The following is a 24275-nucleotide window of genomic DNA, read 5'->3' on the forward strand; positions in this document are numbered from 1 at the left end:
GTACCTGACACGGCCGGGGAGAATCGAGAGAAGCAATGCCCAAGCCCAAGAAGGGCCCCCGCCTCGGCGGTAGCGCCGCGCACCAGCGCCTCATCCTGTCGAACCTGGCCACCGCGCTCTTCGAGCACGGCCGGATCACGACCACCGAGGCCAAGGCGCGCACGCTGCGTCCGTACGCCGAGAAGCTGATCACCAAGGCGAAGAAGGCCCACGCCGGCGAGAACCCGCTGCACCAGCGCCGCGAGGTCCTCAAGGACATCCGTGACAAGGGCGTCGTGCACACCCTGTTCGCGGACATCGCGCCGACCTTCGCCGACCGTCCGGGTGGCTACACCCGGATCACCAAGATCGGCAACCGTGCGGGCGACAACGCCCCCATGGCGGTCATCGAGTTGGTCACCGAGACGTTCAAGCCGGCCGCTCCGAAGGCTGCCAAGGCTGCTCCGGCTGCCGAGGCTCCGGTCGAGGAGGCCCCCGAGGCCGAGGTGACCGAGGCCGAGGAGACCGAGGCTGCTGAGGTCGAGGCCCCCGAGGCCGAGGCCGAGGTCACCGAGGAGGCCGCCGAGGAGGCGCCCGCCGAGGAGTCCGCCGAGGACGCCGACAAGGCCTGAGCTCACGCTCTCCGACGGCCCGTCACCCGCGAGGGTGGCGGGCCGTCGCGCTTTTCCCCTCGTCGGCGCGGCCTCCGTAGACTGGAGCCATGACGATCGACCTGGGGAGCCCGCGCCTGCTCGAGGACAGCGAGCGTGAGGTGCTGCTCGCGGCCCCCCGCGGCTACTGCGCCGGTGTCGACCGTGCGGTCGTGACCGTCGAGCAGGCGCTGGACCTGTACGGCTCGCCCGTCTACGTGCGCAAGCAGATCGTCCACAACAAGCACGTCGTCGCCAACCTCGAGGCGCGGGGCGCGATCTTCGTCGAGGAGCTCGAGGAGGTGCCGGCAGGTGCACGCGTGGTGTTCTCGGCGCACGGTGTCTCGCCGGCGGTCGTGAACGAGGCGGCCGAGCGTCACCTGAAGACCATCGACGCCACCTGCCCGCTGGTGACGAAGGTGCACCGCGAGGCGGTCCGCTTCGCAGCCGACGGCTACACGATCCTGCTGATCGGGCACGCGGGCCACGAGGAGGTCGAGGGCACCGCGGGCGAGGCCCCCGATCAGACCATCCTGGTCGAGCACCCCGACGACGTGGCGAAGCTGGAGTTCCCCGCCGACGCCAAGCTCGCGTGGCTCTCGCAGACGACGCTGAGCGTCGACGAGACCATGGAGACCGTACGACGCCTCCGGGCCAAGTTCCCGCAGCTCGAGGACCCGCCCAGCGACGACATCTGCTACGCCACCCAGAACCGCCAGGTCGCCGTCAAGGAGATCGGCGCGGCCGCCGACCTGGTGATCGTGGTCGGCTCGGCCAACTCCTCCAACTCGGTGCGCCTCGTCGAGGTCGCGCTCGAGGCCGGGGCCAAGGCGTCGTACCGCATCGACGACGTGTCCGAGCTCGACGAGGCCTGGCTCGACGGTGCCTCGACGGTCAGCGTCACCTCCGGCGCCTCGGTCCCCGACCACCTCGTCACCGAGGTCCTGGCCTACCTCGCCGAGCGTGGCTACCCGGACGCCCGGGCCGTCCAGACCGCCGAGGAGACCCTCGCCTTCTCGTTGCCCAAGGAGCTGCACCGCGACCTCAAGGCCGCCGGGCGCAGCACCAAGACGGCTGTCCGCCTCTGATGGCCCGCTACCTCGACGTCCACCCGGACAACCCGCAGCCGCGCACGCTGCAGCAGATCGTCGCTGCGCTGCAGGACGACGCGCTGATCGCGTACCCGACCGACTCGGGCTACGCGCTGGGCTGCCGGATCGGCAACCGCGAGGGCCGCGACCGGATCCTGAGGATCCGCGGCCTCGACGACAAGCACCACTTCACGCTGATGTGCCGCGACTTCTCGCAGCTCGGCCAGCTGGTCCACGTCGACAACTCGGCGTTCCGGGCGATCCGGTCGGCGACGCCGGGTCCCTACACGTTCATCCTCACCGCGATGCCCGAGGTGCCGAAGCGGCTGCTGCACCCGAAGAAGAAGACCGTCGGCGTGCGGATCCCCGAGAACACCTTCGTGCAGGCGCTGCTCGAGGAGCTCGGTGAGCCGCTGCTCAGCTCCACCCTGATCCTGCCGGGCGAGACCGAGCCGCGGACCATGGGCTGGGAGATCAAGGAGGACCTCGACCACGAGGTCGACATCGTCGTCGAGGCCGGCGAGGTCAGGCCGGAGCCGACCACCGTCGTCGACTGGTCCGAGGGCTACCCCGAGGTGATCCGGCGCGGCGCTGGGGACCCCGACCGCTTCTAACGGGTTCTAACGCGGGTGGTGCTCCACGAAGGAGCGCCGCAGGGCGAGCAGGCCGAGACAGGCGGCGTACCCGAGCGCCAGGGCGATGCCGTGGCGCGAGAGCCCGGCCAGCACGGCCTGGACGATGCCGTCGTCGGCGCGGGCGATGCTGCCGCGGTCGCTGATGCCGAGCAGCAGCACCACGAGGGCCATCGCCAGCGGCGGCAGCACGCCGATCAGGAAGAAGTCGGGCGGTCGGACGGCGAGCGCGGCGCCCACGCAGAGCGTCACGAACGCCAGGTCGAAGAACAGCCCGAGCCCCTCGGAGAGCACGAGGTCGAGCACGGTCGCGCTCAGCAGGAGCGCGATCGCCAGCGAGGCCACCTCCCGGCCGGGACGGCAGCCCTCCTCCCACAGGGTCCGATGGCGCTGCGCAGCGCTGCTCACGTCTCCACGCTAGGACATGGGTCCGACGGAATCAGGGACTGAGGCGTCGTCCGGTCGCCGTGTCGAAGACGTGCGCCGCGCCCGCGGGGATCGCGACGTGGAGCACGTCGTCGGGGCCGACGTGCCCGCGCGAGGGGAGTCGTACGGCGATCGTGGCGGTTGCGTCGCCGAGGTCGGCGGTGCCGTGGGCGAAGCCGTCGGAGCCGAGCTCCTCGACCAGGTTGACCCGGACCGGGATGCCGGCGCCGGGCGCGACCAGCTGCCAGGCCTCGGGGCGGACGCCGACGGTGACCTCCGGGGTCAGGGAGGCGCGGGTGTGCGGGTCGAGCGGGACCGCGTACCCGCCGAGCGCGAGGCCGTCGTCGCCGCCGACCTTGGCGCTCATCAGGTTCATCTGGGGCGAGCCGATGAAGCCGGCGACGAAGAGGTTGGCCGGCCGGTCGTAGAGCGCGAGGGGAGCGTCGACCTGCTGGATCTCGCCGCCGTTCATCACCGCGACCCGGTCGCCCATCGTCATCGCCTCGACCTGGTCGTGGGTGACGTAGACCGTGGTGACGCCGAGCTCGCGCTGCAACCGGGCGATGTCGCTGCGGGTCTGCACGCGCATCTTGGCGTCGAGGTTGGACAGCGGCTCGTCCATGCAGAACACCTGGGGGGAGCGGACGATCGCGCGGCCCATCGCGACCCGCTGCCGCTGGCCGCCGGAGAGCTGCTTGGGCTTGCGGTCGAGCAGCTCGGTGAGGCCGAGCAACGCGGCGGCGTCGGCGACCCGGCGCTCGCGCTCCTCGCGCTCGACCTTCGCGATCTTCAGGGCGAAGCCGAGGTTCTCGCGCACCGTCTTGTGCGGGTAGAGCGCGTAGCTCTGGAAGACCATCGCGATGTCGCGGTCCTTGGGTGCGAGGCGGGTGACGTCGCGCTCGCCGATCAGGATCCGGCCGGCGTCGACCTCTTCGAGGCCCGCGAGCATCCGCAGGGTGGTGGTCTTGCCGCAGCCCGACGGCCCGACCAGGACGAGGAACTCGCCGTCCTCGACCACGAGGTCGATGCCGGGTACGGCGGGGGCGTCCGCGCCGGCGTACCACCGCTGCGCGCCCTCGAAGGTGATGCTGGCCATCGCTGCTCCTCGGCTGTGTGTCTGACCCCAGTGTGTGACCTGGATCGCATTCAACTCTTGCGAGGGTATATGTAAGTGTGCTGAACTAACAAACATGTCCTGGCGCAGCCCGACCTCCCGGTCGCCCCGAGAGCGGATCAAGCTCGACCGTGCCGACTCCCGTCGCCACCACCGCTCGATGCTGCTCCAGGAGCTGTTCGCGTCCGGCCCGGCGAGTCGCGCCGATCTGGCTCGTAGCAGCGGGCTGACCCGGGTCACGGTGTCCGACCTGGTCGCCGAGCTGCTGGCCGAGGGCCTGGTCGAGGAGCTCGGTACGCCGATCGAGAGCCGGGTCGGCAAGCCGCCGACCATGGTCGGGCTGGTGGCCGACGCCAAGCACGTCGTCGCGATCGACCTGTCCGTCGACGACCAGGTGGCCGGCGCCGTGCTCACCCTCGAGGGCCAGGTCGTGCTCCGCGACGCGAAGCCGCGTGAGGGCCGCACCGGTGCCGACGCCGTGGCCCTGGTCCGCGAGTTCGCCGCCGACCTGATCGCGCGCAGCAGCCGCCCGCTGCTCGGCCTTGCGGTCGCGACCCCCGGTGTCGTCACGCCCGACGGCGTCGTCCTCGACGCGCCCAACCTGGGCTGGCACGACCTGCACCTCGCCGACGACCTGGCCGCCGCGCTGGACCTGCCGGTCTACGTCGCCAACGACGCCAATACCGCCGTGATGGGGGAGTTCGTCTTCGGCAGCCGCGGTGAGGGCGGCCTGCTGCTGCTCCGGCTGAGCACCGGTCTCGGCGCGGGTCTCGTGATCAACGGCGCCCTGCTGCACGGGCAGGGCGGGGCCGCCGGCGAGATCGGCCACGTCCAGGTCGACCCCGACGGGCCGCTGTGCGGCTGCGGTCGGCCGGGCTGCCTGGAGACCTACCTCGCCGTGCCGCGGCTGCGTCGTGAGCTCGCTGCAGGCGACGCCGACGCGGTGCTCGCCGATGCCGGCGCCCGCCTCGGCCAGGCGCTCGCGCCGGTCGTGGCCACGCTCAACCTCGGTGAGGTGGTGCTCAGCGGACCGGCCGACCTGGTCGAGCCGCTGGCGCGCGTGGCCGAGCAAGCGGTCCGGGACCGGGTGATGCCGGTGTCGGCCCAGCAGTTCGTCGTCCGTACGTCGTCCCTCGGCGACGACGGCGTGCTCGCCGGAGCCACGGGCATGGTGCTCGCCGGCGAGCTGGGGGTGTCCTGAACCATGAGGAAGATCGAAGGGAAACTAGCGGTGCGACTCAACAAGACCCTGGCCACGAAGAGCGTGGCCGTCGCAGCCATCACCGCCCTGCTGGGCGTGACCAGTGCCTGCGGCTCCGACAAGGAGGACGCCGGCGGCGGCCCCGACAAGGCCGAGATCGTGGTGTGGCTCAACGGCGCGGACACGCCGGACTCCGCCCGCACCTGGCTCAAGGAGACCTTCGAGAAGGAGCACCCCGGCTCCACCCTCAAGATCGAGCAGCAGGAGTGGGAGGGGCTCGTCGAGCGGCTCACCACCGCGCTGACCTCCGCCGACCAGACCCCCGACGTGGTCGAGGTCGGCAACACCCAGGCCGCGACGTTCACCACCGTGGGCGCGTTCAGCGACCTGACCGGCGACCTCGCCGACCTCGGCGGCGACGACCTGCTGCCGGGCTTCGTGGAGGCCGGCTCGGCCGACGGCAAGACGTTCGCGGTGCCCTACTACGCGGGCTCGACCTACGTCTTCTACCGCAAGGACCTCTTCGAGAAGGCCGGTATCACCGAGGTCCCGGCCACGATGGCCGACTTCGTCGCCGCGGCCAAGAAGCTCAAGCAGGACAGCGGACAGGCCGACTTCTCGGGCTACTGGCTGCCCGGCAAGGACTGGCGTGACGGCGCGGCCTTCCTCTGGGACGCCGGTGGTGACTTCGCCCAGGCCGACGGCGACGGCTGGAAGGCGACCCTCTCCACGCCCGACTCGATCACGGGCCTCGAGGCCTTCCAGGACCTCTACACCTCGGCCTCCGGCGCGCCTGCCGACGCCAACGAGTCCGACCCGGTGACGCCGTTCTGCGCCGGCAAGATCGGCATGATGTCCCGCCCCGGCTGGGTCGAGGGCATGCTCACCGACCCCGAGAGCGGCTGCCCGGACCTCGCGAAGCAGGTCGGCGTCTTCGCCCTCCCGGGCGGCGACGGCGAGCCCGCCCCGGTGCTCCTCGGCGGCTCGAACATCGCGATCTCCGCGAAGTCGCCCAACCAGGACCTCTCGCGCGACGTGGTCTCCCTGATGCTGAGCGAGGACTACCAGACGATCCTCGCCGAGGCCGGTCTCACCCCGGCCCGGCAGTCGTACGCCGCCAAGCTCGGCGACGACGAGTTCGCCCAGGCCACCATCGCGGCCGCGTCGAACGCCAAGCTCACCCCGCCGGCCGCCAACTGGGCGACCGTCGAGGGCAAGTTCGTGCTCGAGGACCTCTACAGCAAGATCGCGCAGGGCGGCGACGTGAAGAAGCTCGCGGCCGCCGCTGACGAGCAGATCGACGCCGAGCTCAACTGAGCTGCATCATCGACGGTGTCCGGCCGGCCCCCAGCCGGCCGGACACCGTGCCGTCCACCCCTGCCCTGAGAGGAGCATCGTGACCCGCCCCGCTGCCCGTCGTACCAGCCTCCCGCTGGGTCTCGTGCTTCCCGCGACCGCGCTGCTCGCCCTCGCGCTCGGCTACCCGCTGGTGCGCCAGGTGGTGCTGTCGCTGCAGGAGTTCGGCCTGGCCCAGCAGTTCGGCCAGCCGCCGGCCTGGAACGGGCTCGGCAACTACGTCGACCTGCTGACCGACAGCGAGCTGTGGGTCGTGGTGCTGCGCACGGTCGCCTTCTGCTTCGTCAACGCCGGCCTGACGTTCGGCATCGGCCTGGGCCTGGCGCTGCTGATGGCCCGGATGAGCCGGCCGGTGCGGATCCTCGCCCAGTGCGGCCTCCTGCTCGCGTGGGCGATGCCGGTCGTCGCGGCGATGACGGTGTGGCAGTTCCTCTTCGACACCGAGTACGGCGTCGTCAACTGGATGCTCACCCGGGCGGGTGGCGACTTCGAGGGCCACGGCTGGCTGCTCGACCCGTGGTCGTTCTTCCTCGTCGCCACGATCATCGTGGTCTGGATGAGTGTCCCGTTCGTCGTGTTCACGCTGTACGCCGCGCTCACCCAGGTCCCCGAGGACGTCGTGGAGGCCGCCGAGATCGACGGCGCCACGCCGTGGCAGCGGTTCGTCCACGTCGTGCTGCCGGCGATCCGGCCGGTGCTGCTGGTGGTCGTGCTGCTGCAGGTCATCTGGGACCTGCGGGTGTTCACGCAGATCTACACGCTCCAGAAGGCAGGCGGGGTCAGCACCGACACCAACGTGCTCGGCACCTACATCTACACGCTCGGCATCAAGGGCGGGGACTTCGGCACCGCGGCGGCCGCCGCGATGTTCATGCTGCTGCTGACGATCGTGCTCACCGCGCCGTACGTCCGGCTGATGATCAAGCAGGAAGAGGACTGAGCGGCATGGCTCGTCGTACGCCCACCGCCGTGCGGATCGGTGCCGACCTGGTCGGCATCCTGGTCCTGCTCGCCTGCGTCTTCCCGGTCTACTGGATGGTCAGCCGGTCGTTCCTGCCGCGCAACCGGATCAAGGGCGAGGACCCGGTGCTGTTCCCGTGGCACGGCACCCTCGCCAACTACCGCAAGGTCCTCGGCGACGACGGCTTCGGTGACGCGATGGTGACCAGCCTCAGCGTCACCCTGCTGACGGTCGTCGTGGCGATCCTGTTCGCCTTCCTGGCGGCGGTGGCGGTGAGCAGGTTCCGGTTCCGCGGGCGTCGTACCTTCATCCTCACGCTGCTGCTCATCCAGATGATCCCGGCCGAGGCGCTGTTCATCAGCCAGTACAAGATGCTCGACGGGATGGGCCTGCTCAACTCGGTGATCGGCCTGACACTGGTGTACGTCGCCGGCGTGCTGCCGTTCACCGTGTGGACCCTGCGCGGGTTCGTCGACGGGGTGCCGCGCGAGCTCGAGGAGGCCGCCATGATGGACGGCTGCTCGCGCACGGGGGCGTTCTTCCGGGTGACCCTGCCGCTGCTCGCGCCGGGCCTGGTGGCCACCGGCGTCTTCGGGTTCATCCAGGCCTGGAACGAGTTCACGCTGGCGGTCGTCGTGATGACCGACCCGGGCAGCAAGACGCTGCCGGTGTGGCTGGTGGCCTTCACCGACTCGCGCAGCCGTGGCGTCGACTGGGGCGCGATCATGGCGTCGTCGACGCTGATCACGATCCCGGTCATCGTGTTCTTCCTCCTCGTCCAGCGCCGGATGGTGACCGGCCTGACCGCGGGTGCGGTGAAGGGATGAGCGCTGGTGTCGAGCGCCTCGCGCTCGAGGTGCAGCTGGCGTCCTTCGCCGGTCCGGTGCTCACCGACGAGTGGGCGGAGCTGCTGGAGGACGGACTCGGCGGGATCTGCCTGTTCGGGTCCAACCTGACCGGATCGCTCTCCGATGTCGCGGACCTGGTGCGGGAGATCCGGTCCTGCCGTCCCGCGGCGCTGGTCGCCACGGACGAGGAGGGTGGCGACGTCACCCGCCTGCACACGCGCACGGCGAGCCCGATGCCGGGTGCGGCGGTGCTGGGCGCGGTCGACTCGGTCGCGCTGACCCGGTCGGTCGGTCTCGCGGTCGGTGCGGAGCTCGCGTCTGTCGGGATCGACCTCGACCTCGGGCCGGTCGCCGACGTCAACAGCAACCCGGACAACCCGGTGATCGGCACCCGCAGCTTCGGTGCGGATCCTGAGCTGGTGGCGCGGCACGTGGCGGCGTGGGTGTCCGGGCTGCAGTCGGCCGGTGTCGCGGCCTGCGTGAAGCACTTCCCCGGGCACGGCGACACGGGTCAGGACAGCCACCTGACGCTGCCGGTGCTCGCTGCGGACGCCTCGGTCGTGCGGGGACGCGAGCTGGTGCCCTTCGCTGCTGCGGTGCAGGCGGGCGCGGCGTCGGTCATGACCTCGCACATCCTCGTCCCCGCGGTGGATCCGGACCTACCGGCGACCTTGTCAGCACCCGTGCTGGCGCTGCTGCGCGAGGAGCTGGGGTACGACGGCGCGATCGTCAGCGACGCGCTCGACATGGCCGGCGCCTCCGCCTCTCGGGGGATCCCGGAGGCTGCGGTGCTCGCGCTCGCCGCCGGCTGCGACCTGCTCTGCATCGGCCCCGACAAGCCGGCCTCGCTCGTCCGGGAGGTCCAGGCGGCGGTGGTCGACGCCGTCGCGTCCGGGCGGCTGCCCGTCGTCCGCCTGGTCGAGGCAGCCGCGCGGGCCGGGCGGATCGGGCGAGGCGCGGGCTTGGCCGGGGTGCTGCCGGACCCGGATGCGCTGGTGGCTGCGGCGCGGCAGGCGTGCGTGGTCGAGGGCGCGCTGCCGGACCTGGCCGGTGCTCGGGTCGTGAGCGTGGAGACCGAGGCCAACATCGCCGTGGGCGCGGGGCGTTGGGGGCTCTCACCTGATCTGGTGGTGGCGGCCGGTGCGGCGCTGCCGACCGGGCCGGTCGTCGTACAGGTCCGGGATGCGCACCGACGTGCCGAGGCGAGCGCCGCGCTGGCCGCGCACCCGGGGCCACTGGTCGTCGTCGAGTGGGGCTGGCCCGGCCCCCGGACCGGGTGGGAGGCCGCGCCGCACGCGCGGATCTGCACCCGGGGCAACGGGCAGCCGTCGATCGCGGCGGTGACATCGATTCTTCGAGAGGCGGGCTGGAGCAGGTGAGCGGCGTGCTCATGGGACTGGACATCGGCGCGACCAAGATCCTCGGGGTCGTGGCGTCGGCTCAGGGAGAGGTGCTCGCGTCGGTGCGGGTCGCCAGCCCGACCGGCGGTGACCGGGTGGTCGCGTCGGCGGCCGAGGTGGTCGAGAAGCTGCGTGCTGCGGCCGGGTCCGCGGGACGCGGCGTGGTCGGCGTCGGGATCCCCGGACTGGTCGACGTCGAGCACGGCACGGTGCGGCACGCGGTGAACCTCGGCGTTGCCGACGGGTACCCGTTCAGCGAGCGGCTCGGCACCGCCACCGGCGCCCGGGTCGTGCTCGACAACGACGCCAACGCGGCGGCCCTCGGTGCGGCCGCGCTGCTGGGGGAGCGGGACCTCGGGTACCTCAGCCTCGGCACCGGCCTCGCTGCCGCCCTCGTCCTCGACGGTGCGGTGCGGCGGGGATCGCGCAACGCGGCGGGCGAGATCGGGCACATCCCCGTCGACCCGGCCGGTCCGCGCTGCGAGTGCGGGCAGGTCGGCTGCCTCGAGACGGTCGCCTCCGGCTCGGCGATCGCCGCGCTCTGGCCCGGCAACGGCCAGCCCGCGGCACAGGCGCTCTTCGACGCGGCAGCCGCCGGCTCGGTCGAGGCCGCGGCGGTGCGGGACCGGTTCGCGGCGCGGGTCGCGGACGCCGTACGCCTGGTGGCGTTGACCGTCGACCCCACGGTCGTCGTGCTCGGTGGCGGGGTGGCGCAGGTCGGCGAGCGGCTGCGGGTCGCCGTCGCGCACGCGCTGGCCGAGCAGGCCGCGGCGTCGCCGTTCCTGCGCTCGCTCGACCTGGCCGGGCGGTTGCGGCTGGCGCCGCTGGATCGGCCGGTCGCGGCGCTCGGCGCTGCGCTGCTGGGGGCGTCATGACGGGCTCGTTGCGGGTGGTCGGGGGATCGGTCGACGTCACGGTCGTGGACGGCGTGGTGGCCTCCGGGGCCGCGGAAGGTCCGGCGTACGACGCGTCCGGGCTGACTGTGCTGCCCGGCCTGATCGACCTCCAGGTCAACGGCGCGGCCGGCATCGACCTGACCCTCGAGCCGACGCGGCTGTGGGAGGTGGCGGCGGCACTGCCGAGGTACGGCGTGACCGCGTTCCTGCCGACGGTCATCACGTCCTCGCCCGTTGCCCGGGCGAGTGCCCTGGAGACCCTGGCGGCCGGACCGCCTCCCGGTTGGGCAGGAGCGTGGCCGCTCGGACTGCACTTCGAGGGGCCGATGATCGCGCCCGCGCGCAAGGGCGCCCACCCGGCGGCGTGGCTGGTCCCGCCGTCCGCGGAGGTGATCGCCGGCTGGTCGCGCGAAGCCGGGGTGGCGATGGTGACCATCGCGCCCGAGCTGCGTGGCGCGCTCGACGTGATCTCGAGGCTGGTCGACGCCGGCGTCCTCGTCGCTGTCGGCCACACCGAGGCCAGCGCCGAGCAGGTGGCCGCGGCCGTCGAGCGCGGCGCACGGTCCTTCACGCACCTCGGGAACGCGATGCCCGCCATGGCCGGCCGCGCGCCCGGGCCGGTCGGCGCGGCGCTCGCGGACGATCGACTCGTCGCCGGCGTGATCGCCGACGGGCACCACCTGCACCCGACCACCCTCGCCGGCTGGGCCCGCGCCCTCGGCCCGTCGCGGCTGCTGGCCGTCACGGACTGCACCGCCGCGCTCGGCATGCCGGACGGGCCTTCCCGGCTGGGGGACCAGGCGGTCGTCGTACGGCAGGGGACGGTGCGGCTCGAGGACGGCACCCTCGCCGGCTCGGCCGCTTCCCTGTCCGAGTGCCTCCGGGTGCTGCGGTCCGCGACCGAGTGGTCGCTGGAGGAGGTCGTGGGCTGCTGCACGTCGGTCGCGGCGGACCTGGTCGGCGATGCCTCACGCGGCCGACTGGCCGCCGGTGCACGCGGCGACCTGACCCTCGTCGACGACAACCTGGACGTGGTCGCCACGGTCGTGGGCGGTCGGCTGCTGCACGGATCACTGGGATCGCTGGAAGGTGAGCGCTGATGGAGGTCGTCCCGCTGTCCTCGGCCGAGGAGGTCGCCGCATTGGGTGCGGACGTGATCGAGGCCGCGGTCCGCTCAGGCGCCGGCGTGCTCGGGCTGGCGACGGGCTCGACCCCGCTGCCGACGTACCGGGAGCTGATCCGGCGTCACTCGGCGGGCCTCGGGCCGTCGTACGACGGGGTGCGGTGCTTCACCCTCGACGAGTACGTCGGCCTCCCGCCCGGCCATCCCGAGAGCTACCGCGCCACCATCGCCCGCGAGCTCACCGACCCGCTCGGCATCCCGGCCGACCGCGTGCAGGGGCCCTCACCGGACGTGGCTGGGCTGCCGACCGCGGGGGAGCGCTACGAGGAGGCGCTCGTCGCTGCGGGCGGCATTGACGTCCAGGTCCTCGGCATCGGCTCCGACGGTCACCTCGCCTTCAACGAGCCCGGCTCGTCGCTCGCCTCGCTGACCCGCCTCAAGACCCTGACCGAGGAGACCCGGCGCGACAACGCCCGCTTCTTCGGCTCGATCGACGACGTGCCCCGGCACGTCCTCACCCAAGGCCTCGGCACCATCCTGCGTGCCCGGCACCTGCTGCTCCTCGCCACCGGCGCCGGCAAGGCCGCCGCGCTCGCCGCGGCTGTCGAGGGCCCGGTCTCCGCGTCGTGCCCGGCCTCGGTGCTCCAGCTGCACCCGCACGTCACCGTGCTCTGCGACGCGGCTGCCGCCGGCGAGCTCGCTCGGCGCGACCACTACCGGGAGGTGTACGACGCCAAGCCGGCCTGGCAGGCGCTGTAGCGCTTGTAACTAAGGGTTACAGCACAGAATTCGGTGCAACAACGCCCGGGTGGCAGCCACAGCACCCGGGTGGATGGCCGCGGAACGCGCTCAGGTCATCTCAACCGGTCCGATGGTCGGTCGGCGCAACTACCCGGGCGCTGTGACATCTACCCGGGTGCTCTGGCCGCGAAAAGCGGTACGTAACACTTAGTTACAAGGGCCGGCGTCCCCGCGCTCAGTCGGCCAGGTCCACGACCACCGGCGCGTGGTCGGACGGAGCGGCCGGGAAGACCGCCGGATCACGCTCCTCCCGGTCGATGAATGCCCCGGTGACCCGCTCGGCGAACGACGCGGAGCCGAGGACGAAGTCGATCTTCAGCCCGCGGTCACGCTCGAAGCGCTGGCGGTAGTAGTCCCAGTACGTGTAGCCGGGCGCGTGGGCACGGGTGACCTCGGACCAGCCGCCGTCGAGGAAGGCCTGGAAGGCGGCGCGCTCGGCGGGGGTGACGTGGGTGGAGTTCTTGAACTGGGCGATGTCGAAGACGTCGTCGTCGGTGGGGCAGATGTTCCAGTCGCCGACGAGGGCGGTCGGCACATCGAGCCAGGGCGAGGCAGCGGTGCGCAGCCGGGCCAGCCAGTCCAGCTTGTAGACGTAGTGCGGGTCGTCGGGCTTGCGTCCGTTGGGGACGTACAGGCTCCACACCCGGACGCCGCCGCAGGTCGCGCCGAGCGCGCGGGCCTCGACCTCGAGCGCCTCGCCGAAGCCGGGCTGCTCGGGGAAGCCGACGGTGACGTCGTCGAGGCCGACCCGGCTGAAGATCGCGACGCCGTTCCACTGGTTCAGGCCGTGGGCGGCGACCTCGTAGCCGCGCGCCTGCAGGCCCATCAGCGGGAGCTGCTCCTCGCGGGCCTTGGTCTCCTGGACGGCGAGCACGTCGATCTCGTGCCGGTCGAGGAAGGCTTCCACGCGGTCGATCCGCGTGCGCAGGGAGTTGACGTTCCAGGTGGCCAGTCGCACCGGGCAACCCTAATCTGCAGGCATGGACCGCGTACGGCGGGGAGTCGGCCCGGCGTGCGTCGCCGGGGTCGTCCTCGGCGCGCTGGTCGCCGGTGCGGTCGCGGGTGGGTTCCCCGACCTCCACGTCTACCGGTACGGCGGCAGCGCGGTCCTGCACCAGACGGGGCTCTACGCCGCCGACGACCCGGTCACCGGCTACCCGTTCACGTACCCGCCCTTCGCCGCCCTGCTCATGGTCCCGCTCGCCGTCCTCCCGAGCACTGCAGCCGCGGCGCTGTGGACCGCCGCCTCGGTCGCGGCCCTGCTGGCGGCCATCACGCTGGTGCTCCGGACCCGGGGCCGACAACCACACCCCGCAGCGGTCGCGGCACTCGGTGTCGCCGCGCTGGCCCTGGAGCCGGTCTGGCAGACGCTCTCGTTCGGCCAGGTCAACCTGCTGTTGATGCTGGCCCTCGTGGTCGACCTGCAGAAGCCCGAGCAGCGCTGGTCCGGCGTCCTGGTCGGGATCGCCGCGGGGCTCAAGCTCACCCCGCTCGTCTTCGTGGTCCTCCTCGTCCTCGTGGGCCACCGTGCTGCAGCACGGCGGGCGATCCTCACCTTCGCCGGCACCGTCCTCCTGGGAGCACTGGCGCTGCCGGGCTCCGCGGCGTCGTACTGGACCGACGGGCTGCTCGACGCCCGTCGCGTAGGGCCGCCGGCGCTGGCCCACAACCAGTCGGCGTACGGCGCCCTCACCCGCCTGGTCGGGGAGCCGGCGCCGACCTGGCTCTGGCTCGCCGTCGCCGGCCCGGTCGCCATCGCGATCCTGGCCGTCGCCCGGAGGTGGTGGGCCGACGATCGCACCGCCGCGCTCTGCCTGGCCGCGGTCGCGATGCTCGTCGCCTCGCCGGTGTCCTGGTCGCACCACTGGGTCTGGGCGGTCCCGATCACGCTCGTCCTCTGGCACCGCAACCGGGCAGCAGCCGGTGCCTGGGTCGCCGTCTTCGTTGCCCGGCCGTTCGTCTGGCCGCCGTGGGGGCAGGGCCGGGAGTACGACTGGCGCTGGTTCGAGCAGGTGCCGGGCAACGCCTACCTCCTCGCCGCGCTCGTCCTCACGATCGTCGCCGCGGGAGCATTGAACCGACGACGCAGTCCCGTCGTATCCCCAGCCGGGAGGTGCGGATGACCGAGGACCGGGCCACAGCGATGCAGGTGCTGTACGACGACCACGCGGCAGCCCTGTGGGGCTTCTGCCTGCACCTGACCGGCAACGACCGGGCCCGGGCGGAGGACGTCGCGCAGGAGACGATGCTGCGCGCCTGGCGCAACGCCGCGGTCCTCACCGAGTCGCGTGGCTCGGTCCGCTCCTGGCTGTTCACCGTCGCGCGCAACATCGTGATCGACGAGTGGCGCTCACGGCGCGGCACCCGCGAGTTCGCGACCGCCGAGCCGCCGCCGGGCGAGGTCACCGACGACGGGACCGACGAGCTGCTGCTGTCGTGGGTCGTCGCCGACGCCCTGCGCCAGCTCTCCGACGACCACCGCGCGGTGCTCGTCGAGTGCTACTACCGGGGCCGGTCGGTGGCCGAGGCCGCCCGCCGCCTCGACATCCCGGAAGGAACCGTGAAGTCCCGCACCCACTACGCGCTGCGCGCCCTGCGACTGATCCTCGAGGAGACGGGGGTGGCGTCATGATCCAGCCGGAAACGAGCTGCGAGTACGCCCACCTCGACGGCGTCTACGTCCTCGGTGCGCTGGCAGCGGGGGAGCGGGCGGCGTACGAGCGCCACCTGCCGGGCTGCGCCGAGTGCACCCGCGCGCTGCGCGACCTGGCCGGGATCCCCGGCCTGCTGGGGCGGGTGCAGGCGGAGACGGTCGAGCAGCTGCAGCCGGCCGAGCCGGTGCCCGCGACGCTGCTGCCGGCGATGCAGGCCGAGGTACGCCGGGCGCAGGGACGGCGCCGCGTCGCGGTCGGCTCGTTCGTGGCCGCGGCCGCGGTGCTCCTGGCGCTCCTCGCGGTCGGGATCGGCACCACCCTGGGCGACGACGCCCAGCCCCCGCAGCAGCAGCTCGCCGCCGCGCAGCGGATGGACGCCCTCGGCACCCCGTCCTCCGGCTGGGTCTCGCTGACCCGGCGCGGCTGGGGCACGCAGATCGACCTGACCTGCACCTACGAGGGCCCGGTGGCAGGCGCGGCGACGTACGTCCTCGTGGTGACCGCGACCGACGGCCGGACCGAGCAGGTCGGTACCTGGCGCACCGCCGACGGCCAGGAGGTCCACGTCACCATGGCGACGGCGGTGGCCCCCGACGACATCGCGTCGGTCGAGGTCCGGACCGACTCGGGCTACTCAGTCCTTCGCCTGGCGCAGTGAGCGGAGCGAGGCGAACCAGCCCTCCGCCGACGCCGCGGCAACGGCCACCACGACCGCCAGGATCTCGGAGATCGCGGCCAGCCACGCGTACCAGGTGCCCCACGACGTGTGGATGCCGAACAGCCCACCGGTCGTGGCGATGATGAACGCCAGCAGGGTGGTGGCGCCGAGGCCGGCCAGCAGGAACAGCGGGATCCAGCTGCGCCAGGCGACCACGAGGACGGCGATCACCGCTCCCGCGAGCACGTTCACCACGAACAGCTGCCCGACCGTGCCCTGGTCGCGCACCCCGTCGAACCACAGGTAGAGGTGCACCGCCGCCGTCACCACGGCCGCCAGCGCACCGATCACTCGGATGCCCATCGCGCGCTCCTAACGCTCGTTTGAGGGGAACACGCAGGAGAGGGGCATCCGGTTCACTTCCCGTACGCCGCCAGGAACCGGTCGCGCACCGTGTCCATCCGCCACACCGGCGCGTCGGGGGAGGGCAGGATGCCGGGCTGCCAGCCCCAGCCGTCGATCCGCGCGATGGTGGCGGGGTCCTGCGCGAGCACCGTGATCGGTACGTCGTGCCCGGGGTTCCGGCCGCTCACGTACGAGTGCGGCTGGTGGTCCCCGACGATCACGAGCACCCGGTTCGGGTCCGGGTAGGTCATCAGGAACGAGATCAGCGTGCGCCACGTGTACCGCACGGTCGCGGCGTAGTCCGCCTGCGCCGTTTCCGGGTGCCGCTGGCCGTCGACGCCCTCGTGACCGCGCTCCGGCATCCCGTCGTACACCGATCCGTCGCCGACCTCGGCCCACGGCACCTCCTGCGGTACCGGCGCCCACGGGTGGTGGCTGGAGATCAGGTCCACCTCGGCGAACACCGGCTTCCGGCTCCCGGGTGCGAGCTCCGCCGTGCGGAGGTGGTCGAGCGTGTACTGGTCGGGCATCGGTGCGTACCCGAACTCGGGGCCGCGGTAGCCGACGTTGCGGGAGTCGTAGAGCTTGTCGAAGCCGTAGTACGCCGCACCTTCGGGCCAGTCACGGGTGTTGGCGGGTACGTCGAACACCGTGCGCCAGCCGGCAGAGCCGAACGCGCGCGTGAGGCTGAGGCGGTCGCTGTCGAGGAGCTGGCCGTAGCGGCGTTCGCTGCTCGTCCACGCGCCCGACTGCAGGGTCGCGTGCGCCAGCCAGCTGCCGGCGCCGAAGGTCGGCGAGGTCAGGAACGCGCTGCGGGACTGGTAGCCGGCGGCGGCCAGCTCGCGGTTGCCCTGCTCGAGGACCTTGACGACCGACGGGGCGAACCAGCTGTCCTCCAGCGCGATCCGGCCGTAGCTCTCGAACCAGACGAGCAGCACGTCCTTGCCCTGCAGGCCGCCCAGCAGCTGGTCGCCGGGCGTCGCGGCGTACGCGTCGGTGGCGAGCTCGCGGGCGAAGACGCGGGTGTCCTGGCGGTCGGCGCGGACCTGGTCGACGGTGTCGATGACCAGGCCGGCCGACCCGGCGGCGGCGACGTGGTCCACCGGACCGCCGAAGGCGGCGCACACCACCCACACGGTGCCGAGCGCGGCGAGCGAGCGCCAGGTCGTCCGCGGGTGTGCGGCCGACGCCCGGGTGGCCCGGCCCACCGCCCAGGTCAGCACGACGGCCAACGCGGCCACCAGCGCCAGCACACCGGCGAGGGTGAGCACCGCGAGCACCCCGCCCCGGGTGTCGCGGACGACCTCGTACCCCTTGGGCAGGTAGGACCAGTCACCGAGCACGTCGAAGGGCCGGCCGAGGTAGGTGTCGAAGCCGAGGCCGAGACCGCGCAGCACTGCGAGCGCGGTGACCACGAGGCCCAGCACGACGGCCAGCACGCGGCGTCCGCGGGCCGGCAGCACGACCGCGAGTGCCGCCAGCGCCAGCCCCTCGACGGGGATCCGGGCGAAGTCGGCGGGGCTGATCCCGTCGGCCACGTGCGGCGGGGCGAGCGCCAGCCAGACGGCGACGACCGCGGTCGCGGTGACGAGCCCTGACGGGGGCGGGGTGACGGGTTCGGGGTCGTGGCGGTGCCGCCACTGCCAGATCGCGTCGTGGCCGAAGGACTCCACCAGCAGGGCGAGGGCGGCACCGACGGCCAGGCGGACCACCGGATCGGGCAGCAGGGTGGACGCCGCGACGGTCAGCACGATGCCCTGGATCGCGGCGACGACCTTCGCCCAGTACCGCGGCGGCGTCGGGCGTCGCAGCCACGGCAGCGCCCACCCGGCGACGACGTACGCGTAGCGCATCGCGCCGATCACGAGCACCCACCAGCCGACCTGCGGCGCCACGTGGACGCTGAGCACCGCGATCAGGAAGGCGTCGGTCTCCATGTCGAAGCGCGCCCCGAACGCGCTCGCCGTACCGGTCCGGCGGGCGACGTACCCGTCGACCGCATCGAGCACCAGCGCCACGGCGGCGACCGTGACCAGGACCGCCGTGAGCCGCGCGGACAGGGGGTCGGCGAGGCCGCGGACGGTGAGCCCGGCGACGCCCACGGCGAGCGCGGCACGCACCGCGGTCACCCGGTCGGCCGGGCCCAGCTGAACCGGATCCATCGCACCTCCGTGTCCTAGGTTGTAGCGGGCTGCAATGACGGGTACGACGAGCGCACGGCGCCGGTTCAACGAGAGGAGTCCGGGTGGTCGACGAGGCGTGGGCCTACTGGATCACCGAGCCCGGCCACGGCGAGATCCGACCGGTCGCGCTCCGCGAGCCACGGGCCGACGAGGTCCTGGTCCGGACGGTCCGTTCCGCGATCAGCCGCGGCACCGAGACCCTGGTCCACGGCGGCCGGGTGCCCGCCAGCCAGTACGCCGTGATGCGGGCACCCTTCCAGGAGGGCGAGCTCCCGGGCCCGGTGAAGTACGGCTACCTCAACGTCGGCGTCGTCGAGCGCGGGCCCGAGGAACTCGTGGGCCGCACCGTGTTCTGCCTGCACCCGCACCAGACGGCGTACGTCGTACCGGCCACCGCGGTCGTCCCCGTGCCCGACGGCGTCCCGCCGGAACGGGCGGTGCTCGCCGGCACCGTCGAGACCGCACTCAACGCCCTGTGGGACGCGCCGCCGCTGCTCGGCGACCGGGTCACCGTCGTCGGCGCCGGACTGGTGGGCTGCTGCGTCGCGCGCCTTGCTGCGGGCGTGCCCGGCGTGAGCGTGACCCTCGTCGACACCGACCCGGGGCGGGCGGCGGTGGCCGCCGCGCTGGGCGTCGCCTTCGCCGGCGCCGCGGACGATGTCGGGCGCAGCGACCTCGTCGTGCACACGAGCGCGACCGAGGCCGGGCTGCGGCGGTCCCTCGAGCTGGTCGCGCCGGAGGGGACGGTCCTCGACCTGTCCTGGTACGGCGACCGGCCGGTCAGCCTGCCGCTCGGCGAGGCGTTCCACTCCGCCCGGCTCACCCTGCGCAGCAGCCAGGTCGGCATGGTCGCGCCCGCCCGGCGGGACTCGCGCAGCCACCGCGACCGGCTGGCGCTCGCGCTCGAGCTGCTCCGCGACCCGGGCTTCGACGTACTGCTCACCGACTGCTCGCCCTTCCGCGAGCTGCCCGAGGTCATGGCGAAGATCGCCGCCGGCTCGATGCCGGGGCTGTGCCACTCGATCGACTACTCCCACGACCACCACGACAACGAGGAGGCCTGATGTTCCGGGTGACCGTCCGCGACCACATCATGATCGCGCACAGCCTGACCGGGGAGGTGTTCGGACCGGCGCAGCGGCTGCACGGCGCGACGTACGTCATCGACGCGACGTTCGCCGGCGCCGACCTCGACGCCGACGGGATCCTGGTCGACATCGGCCGGGCCACCGACGTGGTGCGCGAGGTGCTCGGTCGGCTGCACTACCGCAACCTCGACGACGAGGACCTGCTCGCCGGGCAGAACAGCTCGACCGAGGTGCTCGCCCGCTGGGTCGCCGACCGGCTTGCCGAGCGCGCGGGCTCCGGCGACCTCGGCCCGGGCGGACGGACCCTCGCCACGATCACGGTGACGCTGCACGAGTCGCACGTCGCATGGGCCAGCTACGAGCGGGCGTTGTGACGCTCCACGTCCTGGTGCCCGACGGCGTCGACGACCCGCAGCGGCCGAGCGGCGGGAACGTCTACGACCGCCGGCTGATCACAGGTCTGACCGCGCTGGGACGTGAGGTTCGGGAGAACCGGGTCGGTGCCGTCGGCCTGGACCGGGTGCTGGCCGGACTGCCCGACGGAGCGGTGGTGCTGGTCGACGGGCTGGTCGCCTCGACGACTGCGTGCCTGGTCGCAGAGAGCCGCCGGCTGCGGGTGGCCGTGCTGCTGCACATGCCGGGCTCCGGACCCGCCGAGCCGGCGGTGCTGCGCTCGGTGACGGCCGTCGTGACGACGAGCGACTGGACCCGGCGCTGGGTGGTCGACGAGGTGGGGGTGCCCGCCGACCGGGTGCACGTCGCCCTGCCCGGCGTCGACCCCGGCCCGCTCGTCGCCGGCTCGGCGGCCGGCTCGAACCTGCTCGTCGTCGGACCGCTCACCCCCGCCAAGGGGTACGACGACCTGCTCGCCGCCCTCGCCGAGGTCCGCGACCTCGACTGGACCTGCCGGTGCGTGGGGGCGGTGGACCTGGCGCCTGCGTTCGCGGACGCCTTCCGGGCCGAGGTCGACCGGCTCGGTATCGCCGACCGGATCGAGCTCACCGGCCCGCTCCCGCCGGCGGCGGTGGAGGAGGTCCGATCGGCGAGCGACCTCGTCGTGGCGCCGTCGCACCGGGAGTCCTACGGCATGGCGCTGGCCGAGGGAGTGGCCCGTGGCCTGCCGGCGATCGCCACCGACGTCGGCGGGCATCCCGAGGCGCTGGGGACGGCCGGCCTGCTCGTCCCTGTCGCCGCCCCGGCCGCGCTCGCGGTCGCGCTGCGATCCTGGCTGGCCGATGCCGAGCTGCGTGAGCGGTGGAGAGCTGCCGCAGCGCAGCGCCGGCCGCACCTGGGGTCGTGGCCCGGGACGGCGAGCGAGGTGGACCGCGTGCTGAACCGGATCGCGCCGGCCGCCGTACTCATGGGCAACGGGTAGCGGGGGAGACAGGGGAGAGGAGCCGGCCATCGACAGGACGAGGCTCGGGGCGCGGATCCGGCTGGTCGCCGGGATCGCGATCCTGGTCGCGCTCGCCGCCCGGCTGGGCGCGCGGCCGTTCCTCGACGGGCTGGCGCACACCGATGCCCGTGCGCTGGCCGTCGCGCTGGTGGTGACGGCCGGGACGACGGCGTGCTGCGCCCGGCGCTGGAGCCTGCTGACGACCGGGCTCGGCGTGGCGATCCCGTTCCGCGAGGCCTACCGCAGCTGCTACCGCGCCCAGCTGCTCAACGCCACCCTGCCCGGCGGCGTGATCGGCGACGTGCACCGCGGCTACCGGCACGGGCAGGACGCGGGTGCGCTCGGGCGCGGGCTGCGCTCGGTGGTCTGGGACCGGGCGAGTGGCCAGGCGGTCCAGGTCGCGCTCGCGGCGGCCGTCGTACCGCTGCTGCCGCCGACCCTGCGGGGCTGGGCCCTGGCCGGGCTGGCCCTGCTGGTCCTCGTCGGCCTCGCCGTGCTCGGCGCCGCGCCGGTCCGGCGCGAGGCCGCGGCCGCCCTCCGCGGGGTGTGGCCGCAGGTGCTGCTGCTGTCTGCGCTGGCGGCCACCGGCCATGTCGTCGTGTTCCTCGTCGCCGCGCGTACCGCCGGGGTCACGGCATCGACCCCTCACCTGGTGGCGCTGGCGTTCCTCGTCCTGCTGGCCTCGGCCATCCCGCTGAGCATCGCCGGCTGGGGGCCGCGGGAGGGTGCCGCGGCGTGGGTGTTCGGTGCGGCCGGGCTCGGTGCGGCGACCGGCGTCGAGGTCGCCGTCGTGTACGGCGTGATGTCGCTCGTCGCGACCCTGCCCGGCGTCCTGGCACTGGAAGGAGCCTCCGCATGGGTCAGCGGCCGTACGTCCTCCTGAGCTGCTGCATCTCCCTCGACGGCTACCTGGACAGCGCCGGCGCGGAGCGGCTGCTGCTGTCGAACGACGCCGACTTCGACCGCGTCGACGGGGTGCGGGCGGGCTGCGACGCGATCCTCGTGGGCGCGGAGACAGTCCGCAAGGACGACCCGCGGCTGCAGGTCCGCTCGGAGGAGCGGCGCCGGCGCCGGGTCGCGGCAGGTCTGCCGGTCGGCCCGGTCAAGGTGACCCTGACCTGCCGGGGCGACCTCGACCCGGACGCCCGGTTCTTCACCCACGGCGACGGCGAGAAGCTCGTCTACTGCCCGGACACGACGGTCCCCGAGCTCGAGAGCCGGGTCGGTGCGGAGGCCAAGGTGGTCGGGCTCGGCGCCGAGGTGCGGATGGACGCGTTGGTCGCCGACCTGGGCTCGCGCGGCGTACGACGGCTGATGGTCGAGGGAGGCGGCACCGTCCACACCCAGTTCCTCACCGCGGGGCTCGCCGACGAGCTGCAACTGGTCGTCGCGCCGTTCTTCGTGGGGGACTCGCAGGCCCGCCGGTTCGTCGGCGACGGGGGGTTCCCGTGGCACGCGGGCAGCCGGGCCGAGCTCGTCGAGACGCGGGCGATCGGCGACGTGGCGCTGCTGCGCTACGCGTTGTCGGAGCGGTTCGCCGCGGACGGCTGATCAGGGCTGGGGCAGGGTGGCGCTCAGCAGGCCCCCCAGCGTGCCGACCAGGCGCTCCTTGTCGTACTTCTCCGGTTGGTCGAGCACCAGCCGCCCGAAGTGCTCGGCAGTGATCATCACCAGGTGGGCGAGCACGTCGACATCGACGTCCGGGCCGCCGCGCCGCTCGAGGCCGACCTGCAGCGCATCGGCGATGTAGCCGCGGATCAGCTCGCGGGTCGTCTCGATCCGGTCCCGCACGATGGCGGGCGCGTTCTGGGTGAGGCCGAGGACCGGGCGCCAGGTCTCCGGCTCGCGCTGGACCACGTCGATCAGCCCGCCCGCGGCCGCGAGGATCCAGTCGTCGACGTCTCCCTCGAAGGTGCGCTCCGGCATCAGCTGGAGCGCGGAGGCCAGGGCCCGGCGCTGGGTGCGGTCGAGGAGGGCGTGCAGGAGCGGCTCGAGGCCGTCGTACGCCGCGTAGACGACCGGCCGGGTCACGTCGGCCTCGCGGGCGATCGCCTCGACGGTGACCTTCTCGTAGCCGTCGCGCACCAGGACCCGCGAGGCGGCGTCGAGCAGGTGCTCGCGGCGCTTCTCGACGGGCAGCCGCTTGGCGTAGCGGCGCTTGGGCGGCGTGACCTCCTTCACCCGCTCGACAATATTCCACTGGTGTAAAGTTCGTGAACCTACACACCTGTAGCAATCAGATGAGGAGTGCCGGGATGTTCGGTGTCCAGACCCGCAAGCAGATGCTCGCCAGCTACGAGCCGATGGCCGACTACGGCTTCCTCGGGCCCGACTCGGTGGCGTGGAGGGTGTGGTCGCACCCCACGTCGTACGTCCTTGGCTTCGCGCGTGCGGTCACGATCGAGCACTTCGACCCCAACCTCGCGGCCGCGGTCGTGCAGTCCGGCGGCGTGAAGTACCGGCCGTCCACCCGCTACGGCCGCACCCTGCGCTACTTCGCCATGCAGCTCTTCGGCGGCGCCGAGCAGACCGCGAAGGCGGCCGACGTCCTGGTCAAGGTGCACTCGAAGGCGGTCGGCCACGACCCCGTCACCGGCAGCACGTACGACGCCAACAGCTCCTCCTCCCAGCTGTGGATCCACGTGACCGCCTGGCACTCGATCCTCAAGTGCTACGAGATGTTCGGCCCCGGCAAGCTGACCGAGGCCGAGGAGAACCAGTTCTGGGCCGAGTGCGCCGAGATCGCCAAGCTGCAGACGATCGACCCCGCGGAGGTGCCCGCGACGCGTGCCGAGGTGCATCGCTACTTCGAGGAGTGGCGCCCGCGCCTGGCTGCCTCCGAGGCCGCGCAGGACATGATCCACTTCATCATGCCGCTCGACGTCGCGCTGCCGCCGAGCATGCCGGGCTGGCAGAAGAAGCTGGTCGCGCCGGCCATGTGGGTGATGAGCAAGGGCGTGATCTCGACGTACCCGAGGTACATGCGCGACATGGCCAACCTCCGGCAGGGCCGCGCGATCGACCTCGTCGCGCTGGTCGGCAACAAGGCGCTGCACAAGCTGTTCGAGCGCTCCATGAACGCGCGCCTGGCCCTCTTCGAGCTGCTCGCCCCCCAGGCCGTGGAGATCGCCGCGCCCGCCATCCTCGGCATCCCTCCGAAGAGCGACCGGGTCTGGGGCGTGCGCGAGGCACAGGAGCACTTCGGCTTCGACATCCCGGCCGATGCGCACCACGACGTACGCGAGAAGCAGCGCGACCGGGTCTTCAACCAGGGCGTGAAGCCCTCGGACGAGGGGCTGGAGGAGTCGCAGGCGCACATCGGGCCGATGGACCCGGCTCAGGTTCCTGCAGCGACCGGCGCTGCCGGTTTCTGAGTCTTGTCGGTGACGGGGTAGCGGCGATTCGATGAGCGC

The 24275-nt window shown here is 72.9% G+C and carries 26 protein-coding genes; 20 read left to right on the forward strand and 6 right to left on the reverse strand.

Going from position 1 to position 24275, the window contains the following annotated elements:
* Positions 1-35: 35 nt before the first annotated feature.
* The 3 genes from rplQ (at position 36) to ACZYRU_RS05660 (ending at position 2334) form a co-directional block, all read left to right on the forward strand.
* Positions 36-611, forward strand: coding sequence for a 50S ribosomal protein L17 (gene rplQ / locus ACZYRU_RS05650; protein ID WP_488956089.1), 576 nt, complete (start codon positions 36-38; stop codon positions 609-611).
* 89 nt (positions 612-700) lie between these two features.
* The gene (locus ACZYRU_RS05655) at positions 701-1717 is read left to right on the forward strand and encodes a 4-hydroxy-3-methylbut-2-enyl diphosphate reductase (RefSeq protein ID WP_488956090.1); all 1017 of its coding nucleotides are present in this window, start codon (positions 701-703) and stop codon (positions 1715-1717) included.
* Positions 1717-2334, forward strand: a complete 618-nt coding sequence (locus tag ACZYRU_RS05660; RefSeq protein WP_488956091.1) for an L-threonylcarbamoyladenylate synthase — start codon at positions 1717-1719, stop codon at positions 2332-2334. The genes ACZYRU_RS05655 and ACZYRU_RS05660 overlap by 1 nt, the downstream gene beginning before the upstream one ends.
* A 6-nt stretch (positions 2335-2340) precedes the next feature.
* On the opposite strand, the gene ACZYRU_RS05665 is transcribed toward ACZYRU_RS05660, so the two are convergent.
* Positions 2341-2760 (reverse strand): DUF6542 domain-containing protein, encoded by a 420-nt coding sequence (locus ACZYRU_RS05665; protein ID WP_488956092.1) that lies wholly within the window; start codon positions 2758-2760, stop codon positions 2341-2343.
* Positions 2761-2791: 31 nt separating this feature from the next.
* A complete protein-coding gene (locus tag ACZYRU_RS05670) occupies positions 2792-3874 on the reverse strand; it encodes an ABC transporter ATP-binding protein (RefSeq protein WP_488956093.1) in 1083 nt (360 codons plus the stop codon).
* A 94-nt stretch (positions 3875-3968) separates the two neighbouring features.
* Between ACZYRU_RS05670 and ACZYRU_RS05675 the strand changes: the two genes are divergently transcribed.
* The 8 genes from ACZYRU_RS05675 to ACZYRU_RS05710 all read left to right on the forward strand — a co-directional run bounded on the left by ACZYRU_RS05675 (position 3969) and on the right by ACZYRU_RS05710 (position 12436).
* Positions 3969-5093 (forward strand): ROK family protein, encoded by a 1125-nt coding sequence (locus tag ACZYRU_RS05675; protein ID WP_488956094.1) that lies wholly within the window; start codon positions 3969-3971, stop codon positions 5091-5093.
* Between the two features lie 30 nt (positions 5094-5123).
* Positions 5124-6410, forward strand: coding sequence for an extracellular solute-binding protein (locus ACZYRU_RS05680; protein ID WP_488956095.1), 1287 nt, complete (start codon positions 5124-5126; stop codon positions 6408-6410).
* A gap of 79 nt (positions 6411-6489) precedes the next feature.
* Complete coding sequence (locus ACZYRU_RS05685) at positions 6490-7389, forward strand: carbohydrate ABC transporter permease (protein ID WP_488956096.1); 900 nt, start codon at positions 6490-6492, stop codon at positions 7387-7389.
* A gap of 5 nt (positions 7390-7394) precedes the next feature.
* Positions 7395-8237 carry a carbohydrate ABC transporter permease gene (locus tag ACZYRU_RS05690; protein ID WP_488956097.1) on the forward strand — a complete coding sequence of 281 codons (843 nt, stop codon included), beginning with the start codon at positions 7395-7397 and terminating at the stop codon, positions 8235-8237.
* Positions 8234-9637 (forward strand): glycoside hydrolase family 3 protein, encoded by a 1404-nt coding sequence (locus ACZYRU_RS05695; protein ID WP_488956098.1) that lies wholly within the window; start codon positions 8234-8236, stop codon positions 9635-9637. Before ACZYRU_RS05690 ends, ACZYRU_RS05695 begins: the two co-directional genes overlap by 4 nt.
* A gap of 11 nt (positions 9638-9648) precedes the next feature.
* Positions 9649-10533 (forward strand): ROK family protein, encoded by an 885-nt coding sequence (locus ACZYRU_RS05700; RefSeq protein WP_488956247.1) that lies wholly within the window; start codon positions 9649-9651, stop codon positions 10531-10533.
* Positions 10530-11654, forward strand: a complete 1125-nt coding sequence (nagA, locus tag ACZYRU_RS05705; RefSeq protein WP_488956099.1) for an N-acetylglucosamine-6-phosphate deacetylase — start codon at positions 10530-10532, stop codon at positions 11652-11654. The genes ACZYRU_RS05700 and nagA overlap by 4 nt, the downstream gene beginning before the upstream one ends.
* Positions 11654-12436 carry a glucosamine-6-phosphate deaminase gene (locus ACZYRU_RS05710; protein ID WP_488956100.1) on the forward strand — a complete coding sequence of 261 codons (783 nt, stop codon included), beginning with the start codon at positions 11654-11656 and terminating at the stop codon, positions 12434-12436. Before nagA ends, ACZYRU_RS05710 begins: the two co-directional genes overlap by 1 nt.
* Positions 12437-12653: 217 nt before the next feature.
* Here ACZYRU_RS05710 and ACZYRU_RS05715 read toward each other — a convergent pair whose 3' ends face one another.
* Positions 12654-13436 carry an exodeoxyribonuclease III gene (locus tag ACZYRU_RS05715; RefSeq protein ID WP_488956101.1) on the reverse strand — a complete coding sequence of 261 codons (783 nt, stop codon included), beginning with the start codon at positions 13434-13436 and terminating at the stop codon, positions 12654-12656.
* 22 nt (positions 13437-13458) lie between these two features.
* Between ACZYRU_RS05715 and ACZYRU_RS05720 the strand changes: the two genes are divergently transcribed.
* Genes ACZYRU_RS05720 through ACZYRU_RS05730 form a run of 3 tightly spaced genes read left to right on the forward strand, consistent with a single transcriptional unit; the run spans position 13459 to position 15790 of the window.
* A complete protein-coding gene (locus ACZYRU_RS05720; protein ID WP_488956102.1) occupies positions 13459-14601 on the forward strand; it encodes a glycosyltransferase 87 family protein in 1143 nt (380 codons plus the stop codon).
* On the forward strand, positions 14598-15110 hold the full coding sequence (locus tag ACZYRU_RS05725) for a sigma-70 family RNA polymerase sigma factor (protein ID WP_488956103.1): 513 nt from the start codon (positions 14598-14600) through the stop codon (positions 15108-15110). The genes ACZYRU_RS05720 and ACZYRU_RS05725 overlap by 4 nt, the downstream gene beginning before the upstream one ends.
* The gene (locus ACZYRU_RS05730; protein WP_488956104.1) at positions 15107-15790 is read left to right on the forward strand and encodes an anti-sigma factor family protein; all 684 of its coding nucleotides are present in this window, start codon (positions 15107-15109) and stop codon (positions 15788-15790) included. The genes ACZYRU_RS05725 and ACZYRU_RS05730 overlap by 4 nt, the downstream gene beginning before the upstream one ends.
* Here the strand turns inward: ACZYRU_RS05730 and ACZYRU_RS05735 are convergent.
* On the reverse strand, positions 15767-16153 hold the full coding sequence (locus ACZYRU_RS05735; RefSeq protein ID WP_488956105.1) for a hypothetical protein: 387 nt from the start codon (positions 16151-16153) through the stop codon (positions 15767-15769). The two genes, ACZYRU_RS05730 and ACZYRU_RS05735, sit on opposite strands and share 24 nt — an antisense overlap.
* 53 nt (positions 16154-16206) lie before the next feature.
* On the reverse strand, positions 16207-18357 hold the full coding sequence (locus ACZYRU_RS05740; protein WP_488956106.1) for a CDP-alcohol phosphatidyltransferase family protein: 2151 nt from the start codon (positions 18355-18357) through the stop codon (positions 16207-16209).
* Positions 18358-18440: 83 nt separating this feature from the next.
* On the opposite strand from ACZYRU_RS05740, the gene ACZYRU_RS05745 reads away from it, so the two are divergent.
* The 5 genes from ACZYRU_RS05745 to ACZYRU_RS05765 all read left to right on the forward strand — a co-directional run bounded on the left by ACZYRU_RS05745 (position 18441) and on the right by ACZYRU_RS05765 (position 22413).
* A complete protein-coding gene (locus tag ACZYRU_RS05745) occupies positions 18441-19442 on the forward strand; it encodes a zinc-dependent alcohol dehydrogenase (protein WP_488956107.1) in 1002 nt (333 codons plus the stop codon).
* Positions 19442-19840, forward strand: coding sequence for a 6-pyruvoyl trahydropterin synthase family protein (locus ACZYRU_RS05750; RefSeq protein WP_488956108.1), 399 nt, complete (start codon positions 19442-19444; stop codon positions 19838-19840). The genes ACZYRU_RS05745 and ACZYRU_RS05750 overlap by 1 nt, the downstream gene beginning before the upstream one ends.
* Positions 19837-20841, forward strand: a complete 1005-nt coding sequence (locus ACZYRU_RS05755) for a glycosyltransferase family 4 protein (protein WP_488956109.1) — start codon at positions 19837-19839, stop codon at positions 20839-20841. The genes ACZYRU_RS05750 and ACZYRU_RS05755 overlap by 4 nt, the downstream gene beginning before the upstream one ends.
* Before the next feature lie 79 nt (positions 20842-20920).
* Complete coding sequence (locus ACZYRU_RS05760) at positions 20921-21745, forward strand: lysylphosphatidylglycerol synthase domain-containing protein (RefSeq protein ID WP_488956248.1); 825 nt, start codon at positions 20921-20923, stop codon at positions 21743-21745.
* Positions 21718-22413 (forward strand): RibD family protein, encoded by a 696-nt coding sequence (locus ACZYRU_RS05765; protein WP_488956110.1) that lies wholly within the window; start codon positions 21718-21720, stop codon positions 22411-22413. The genes ACZYRU_RS05760 and ACZYRU_RS05765 overlap by 28 nt, the downstream gene beginning before the upstream one ends.
* Here the strand turns inward: ACZYRU_RS05765 and ACZYRU_RS05770 are convergent, their stop codons facing one another.
* Positions 22414-23043 (reverse strand): TetR/AcrR family transcriptional regulator, encoded by a 630-nt coding sequence (locus tag ACZYRU_RS05770; protein ID WP_488956111.1) that lies wholly within the window; start codon positions 23041-23043, stop codon positions 22414-22416.
* Positions 23044-23117: 74 nt separating this feature from the next.
* Here ACZYRU_RS05770 and ACZYRU_RS05775 point away from each other — a divergent pair, with 74 nt between their 5' ends.
* Entirely contained in the window at positions 23118-24236 is a 1119-nt protein-coding gene (locus ACZYRU_RS05775) for an oxygenase MpaB family protein (protein WP_488956112.1), read from the forward strand.
* Positions 24237-24275 lie beyond the last annotated feature (39 nt).

This window comes from Nocardioides sp. F233 (assembly GCF_057813895.1).

Coding starts and splice junctions, on each gene's coding strand:
- rplQ (WP_488956089.1), top strand. CDS start 36: ATGCCCAAGCCCAAGAAGGGCCCCCGCCTCGGCGGTAGCGCCGCGCAC.
- ACZYRU_RS05655 (WP_488956090.1), top strand. CDS start 701: ATGACGATCGACCTGGGGAGCCCGCGCCTGCTCGAGGACAGCGAGCGT.
- ACZYRU_RS05670 (WP_488956093.1), bottom strand. CDS start 3,874: ATGGCCAGCATCACCTTCGAGGGCGCGCAGCGGTGGTACGCCGGCGCG.
- ACZYRU_RS05700 (WP_488956247.1), top strand. CDS start 9,649: ATGGGACTGGACATCGGCGCGACCAAGATCCTCGGGGTCGTGGCGTCG.
- ACZYRU_RS05720 (WP_488956102.1), top strand. CDS start 13,459: ATGGACCGCGTACGGCGGGGAGTCGGCCCGGCGTGCGTCGCCGGGGTC.
- ACZYRU_RS05740 (WP_488956106.1), bottom strand. CDS start 18,357: ATGGATCCGGTTCAGCTGGGCCCGGCCGACCGGGTGACCGCGGTGCGT.
- ACZYRU_RS05710 (WP_488956100.1), top strand. CDS start 11,654: ATGGAGGTCGTCCCGCTGTCCTCGGCCGAGGAGGTCGCCGCATTGGGT.
- ACZYRU_RS05750 (WP_488956108.1), top strand. CDS start 19,442: ATGTTCCGGGTGACCGTCCGCGACCACATCATGATCGCGCACAGCCTG.
- ACZYRU_RS05775 (WP_488956112.1), top strand. CDS start 23,118: ATGTTCGGTGTCCAGACCCGCAAGCAGATGCTCGCCAGCTACGAGCCG.
- ACZYRU_RS05730 (WP_488956104.1), top strand. CDS start 15,107: ATGATCCAGCCGGAAACGAGCTGCGAGTACGCCCACCTCGACGGCGTC.
- ACZYRU_RS05735 (WP_488956105.1), bottom strand. CDS start 16,153: ATGGGCATCCGAGTGATCGGTGCGCTGGCGGCCGTGGTGACGGCGGCG.
- ACZYRU_RS05675 (WP_488956094.1), top strand. CDS start 3,969: ATGTCCTGGCGCAGCCCGACCTCCCGGTCGCCCCGAGAGCGGATCAAG.
- nagA (WP_488956099.1), top strand. CDS start 10,530: ATGACGGGCTCGTTGCGGGTGGTCGGGGGATCGGTCGACGTCACGGTC.
- ACZYRU_RS05660 (WP_488956091.1), top strand. CDS start 1,717: ATGGCCCGCTACCTCGACGTCCACCCGGACAACCCGCAGCCGCGCACG.
- ACZYRU_RS05765 (WP_488956110.1), top strand. CDS start 21,718: ATGGGTCAGCGGCCGTACGTCCTCCTGAGCTGCTGCATCTCCCTCGAC.
- ACZYRU_RS05725 (WP_488956103.1), top strand. CDS start 14,598: ATGACCGAGGACCGGGCCACAGCGATGCAGGTGCTGTACGACGACCAC.
- ACZYRU_RS05690 (WP_488956097.1), top strand. CDS start 7,395: ATGGCTCGTCGTACGCCCACCGCCGTGCGGATCGGTGCCGACCTGGTC.
- ACZYRU_RS05695 (WP_488956098.1), top strand. CDS start 8,234: ATGAGCGCTGGTGTCGAGCGCCTCGCGCTCGAGGTGCAGCTGGCGTCC.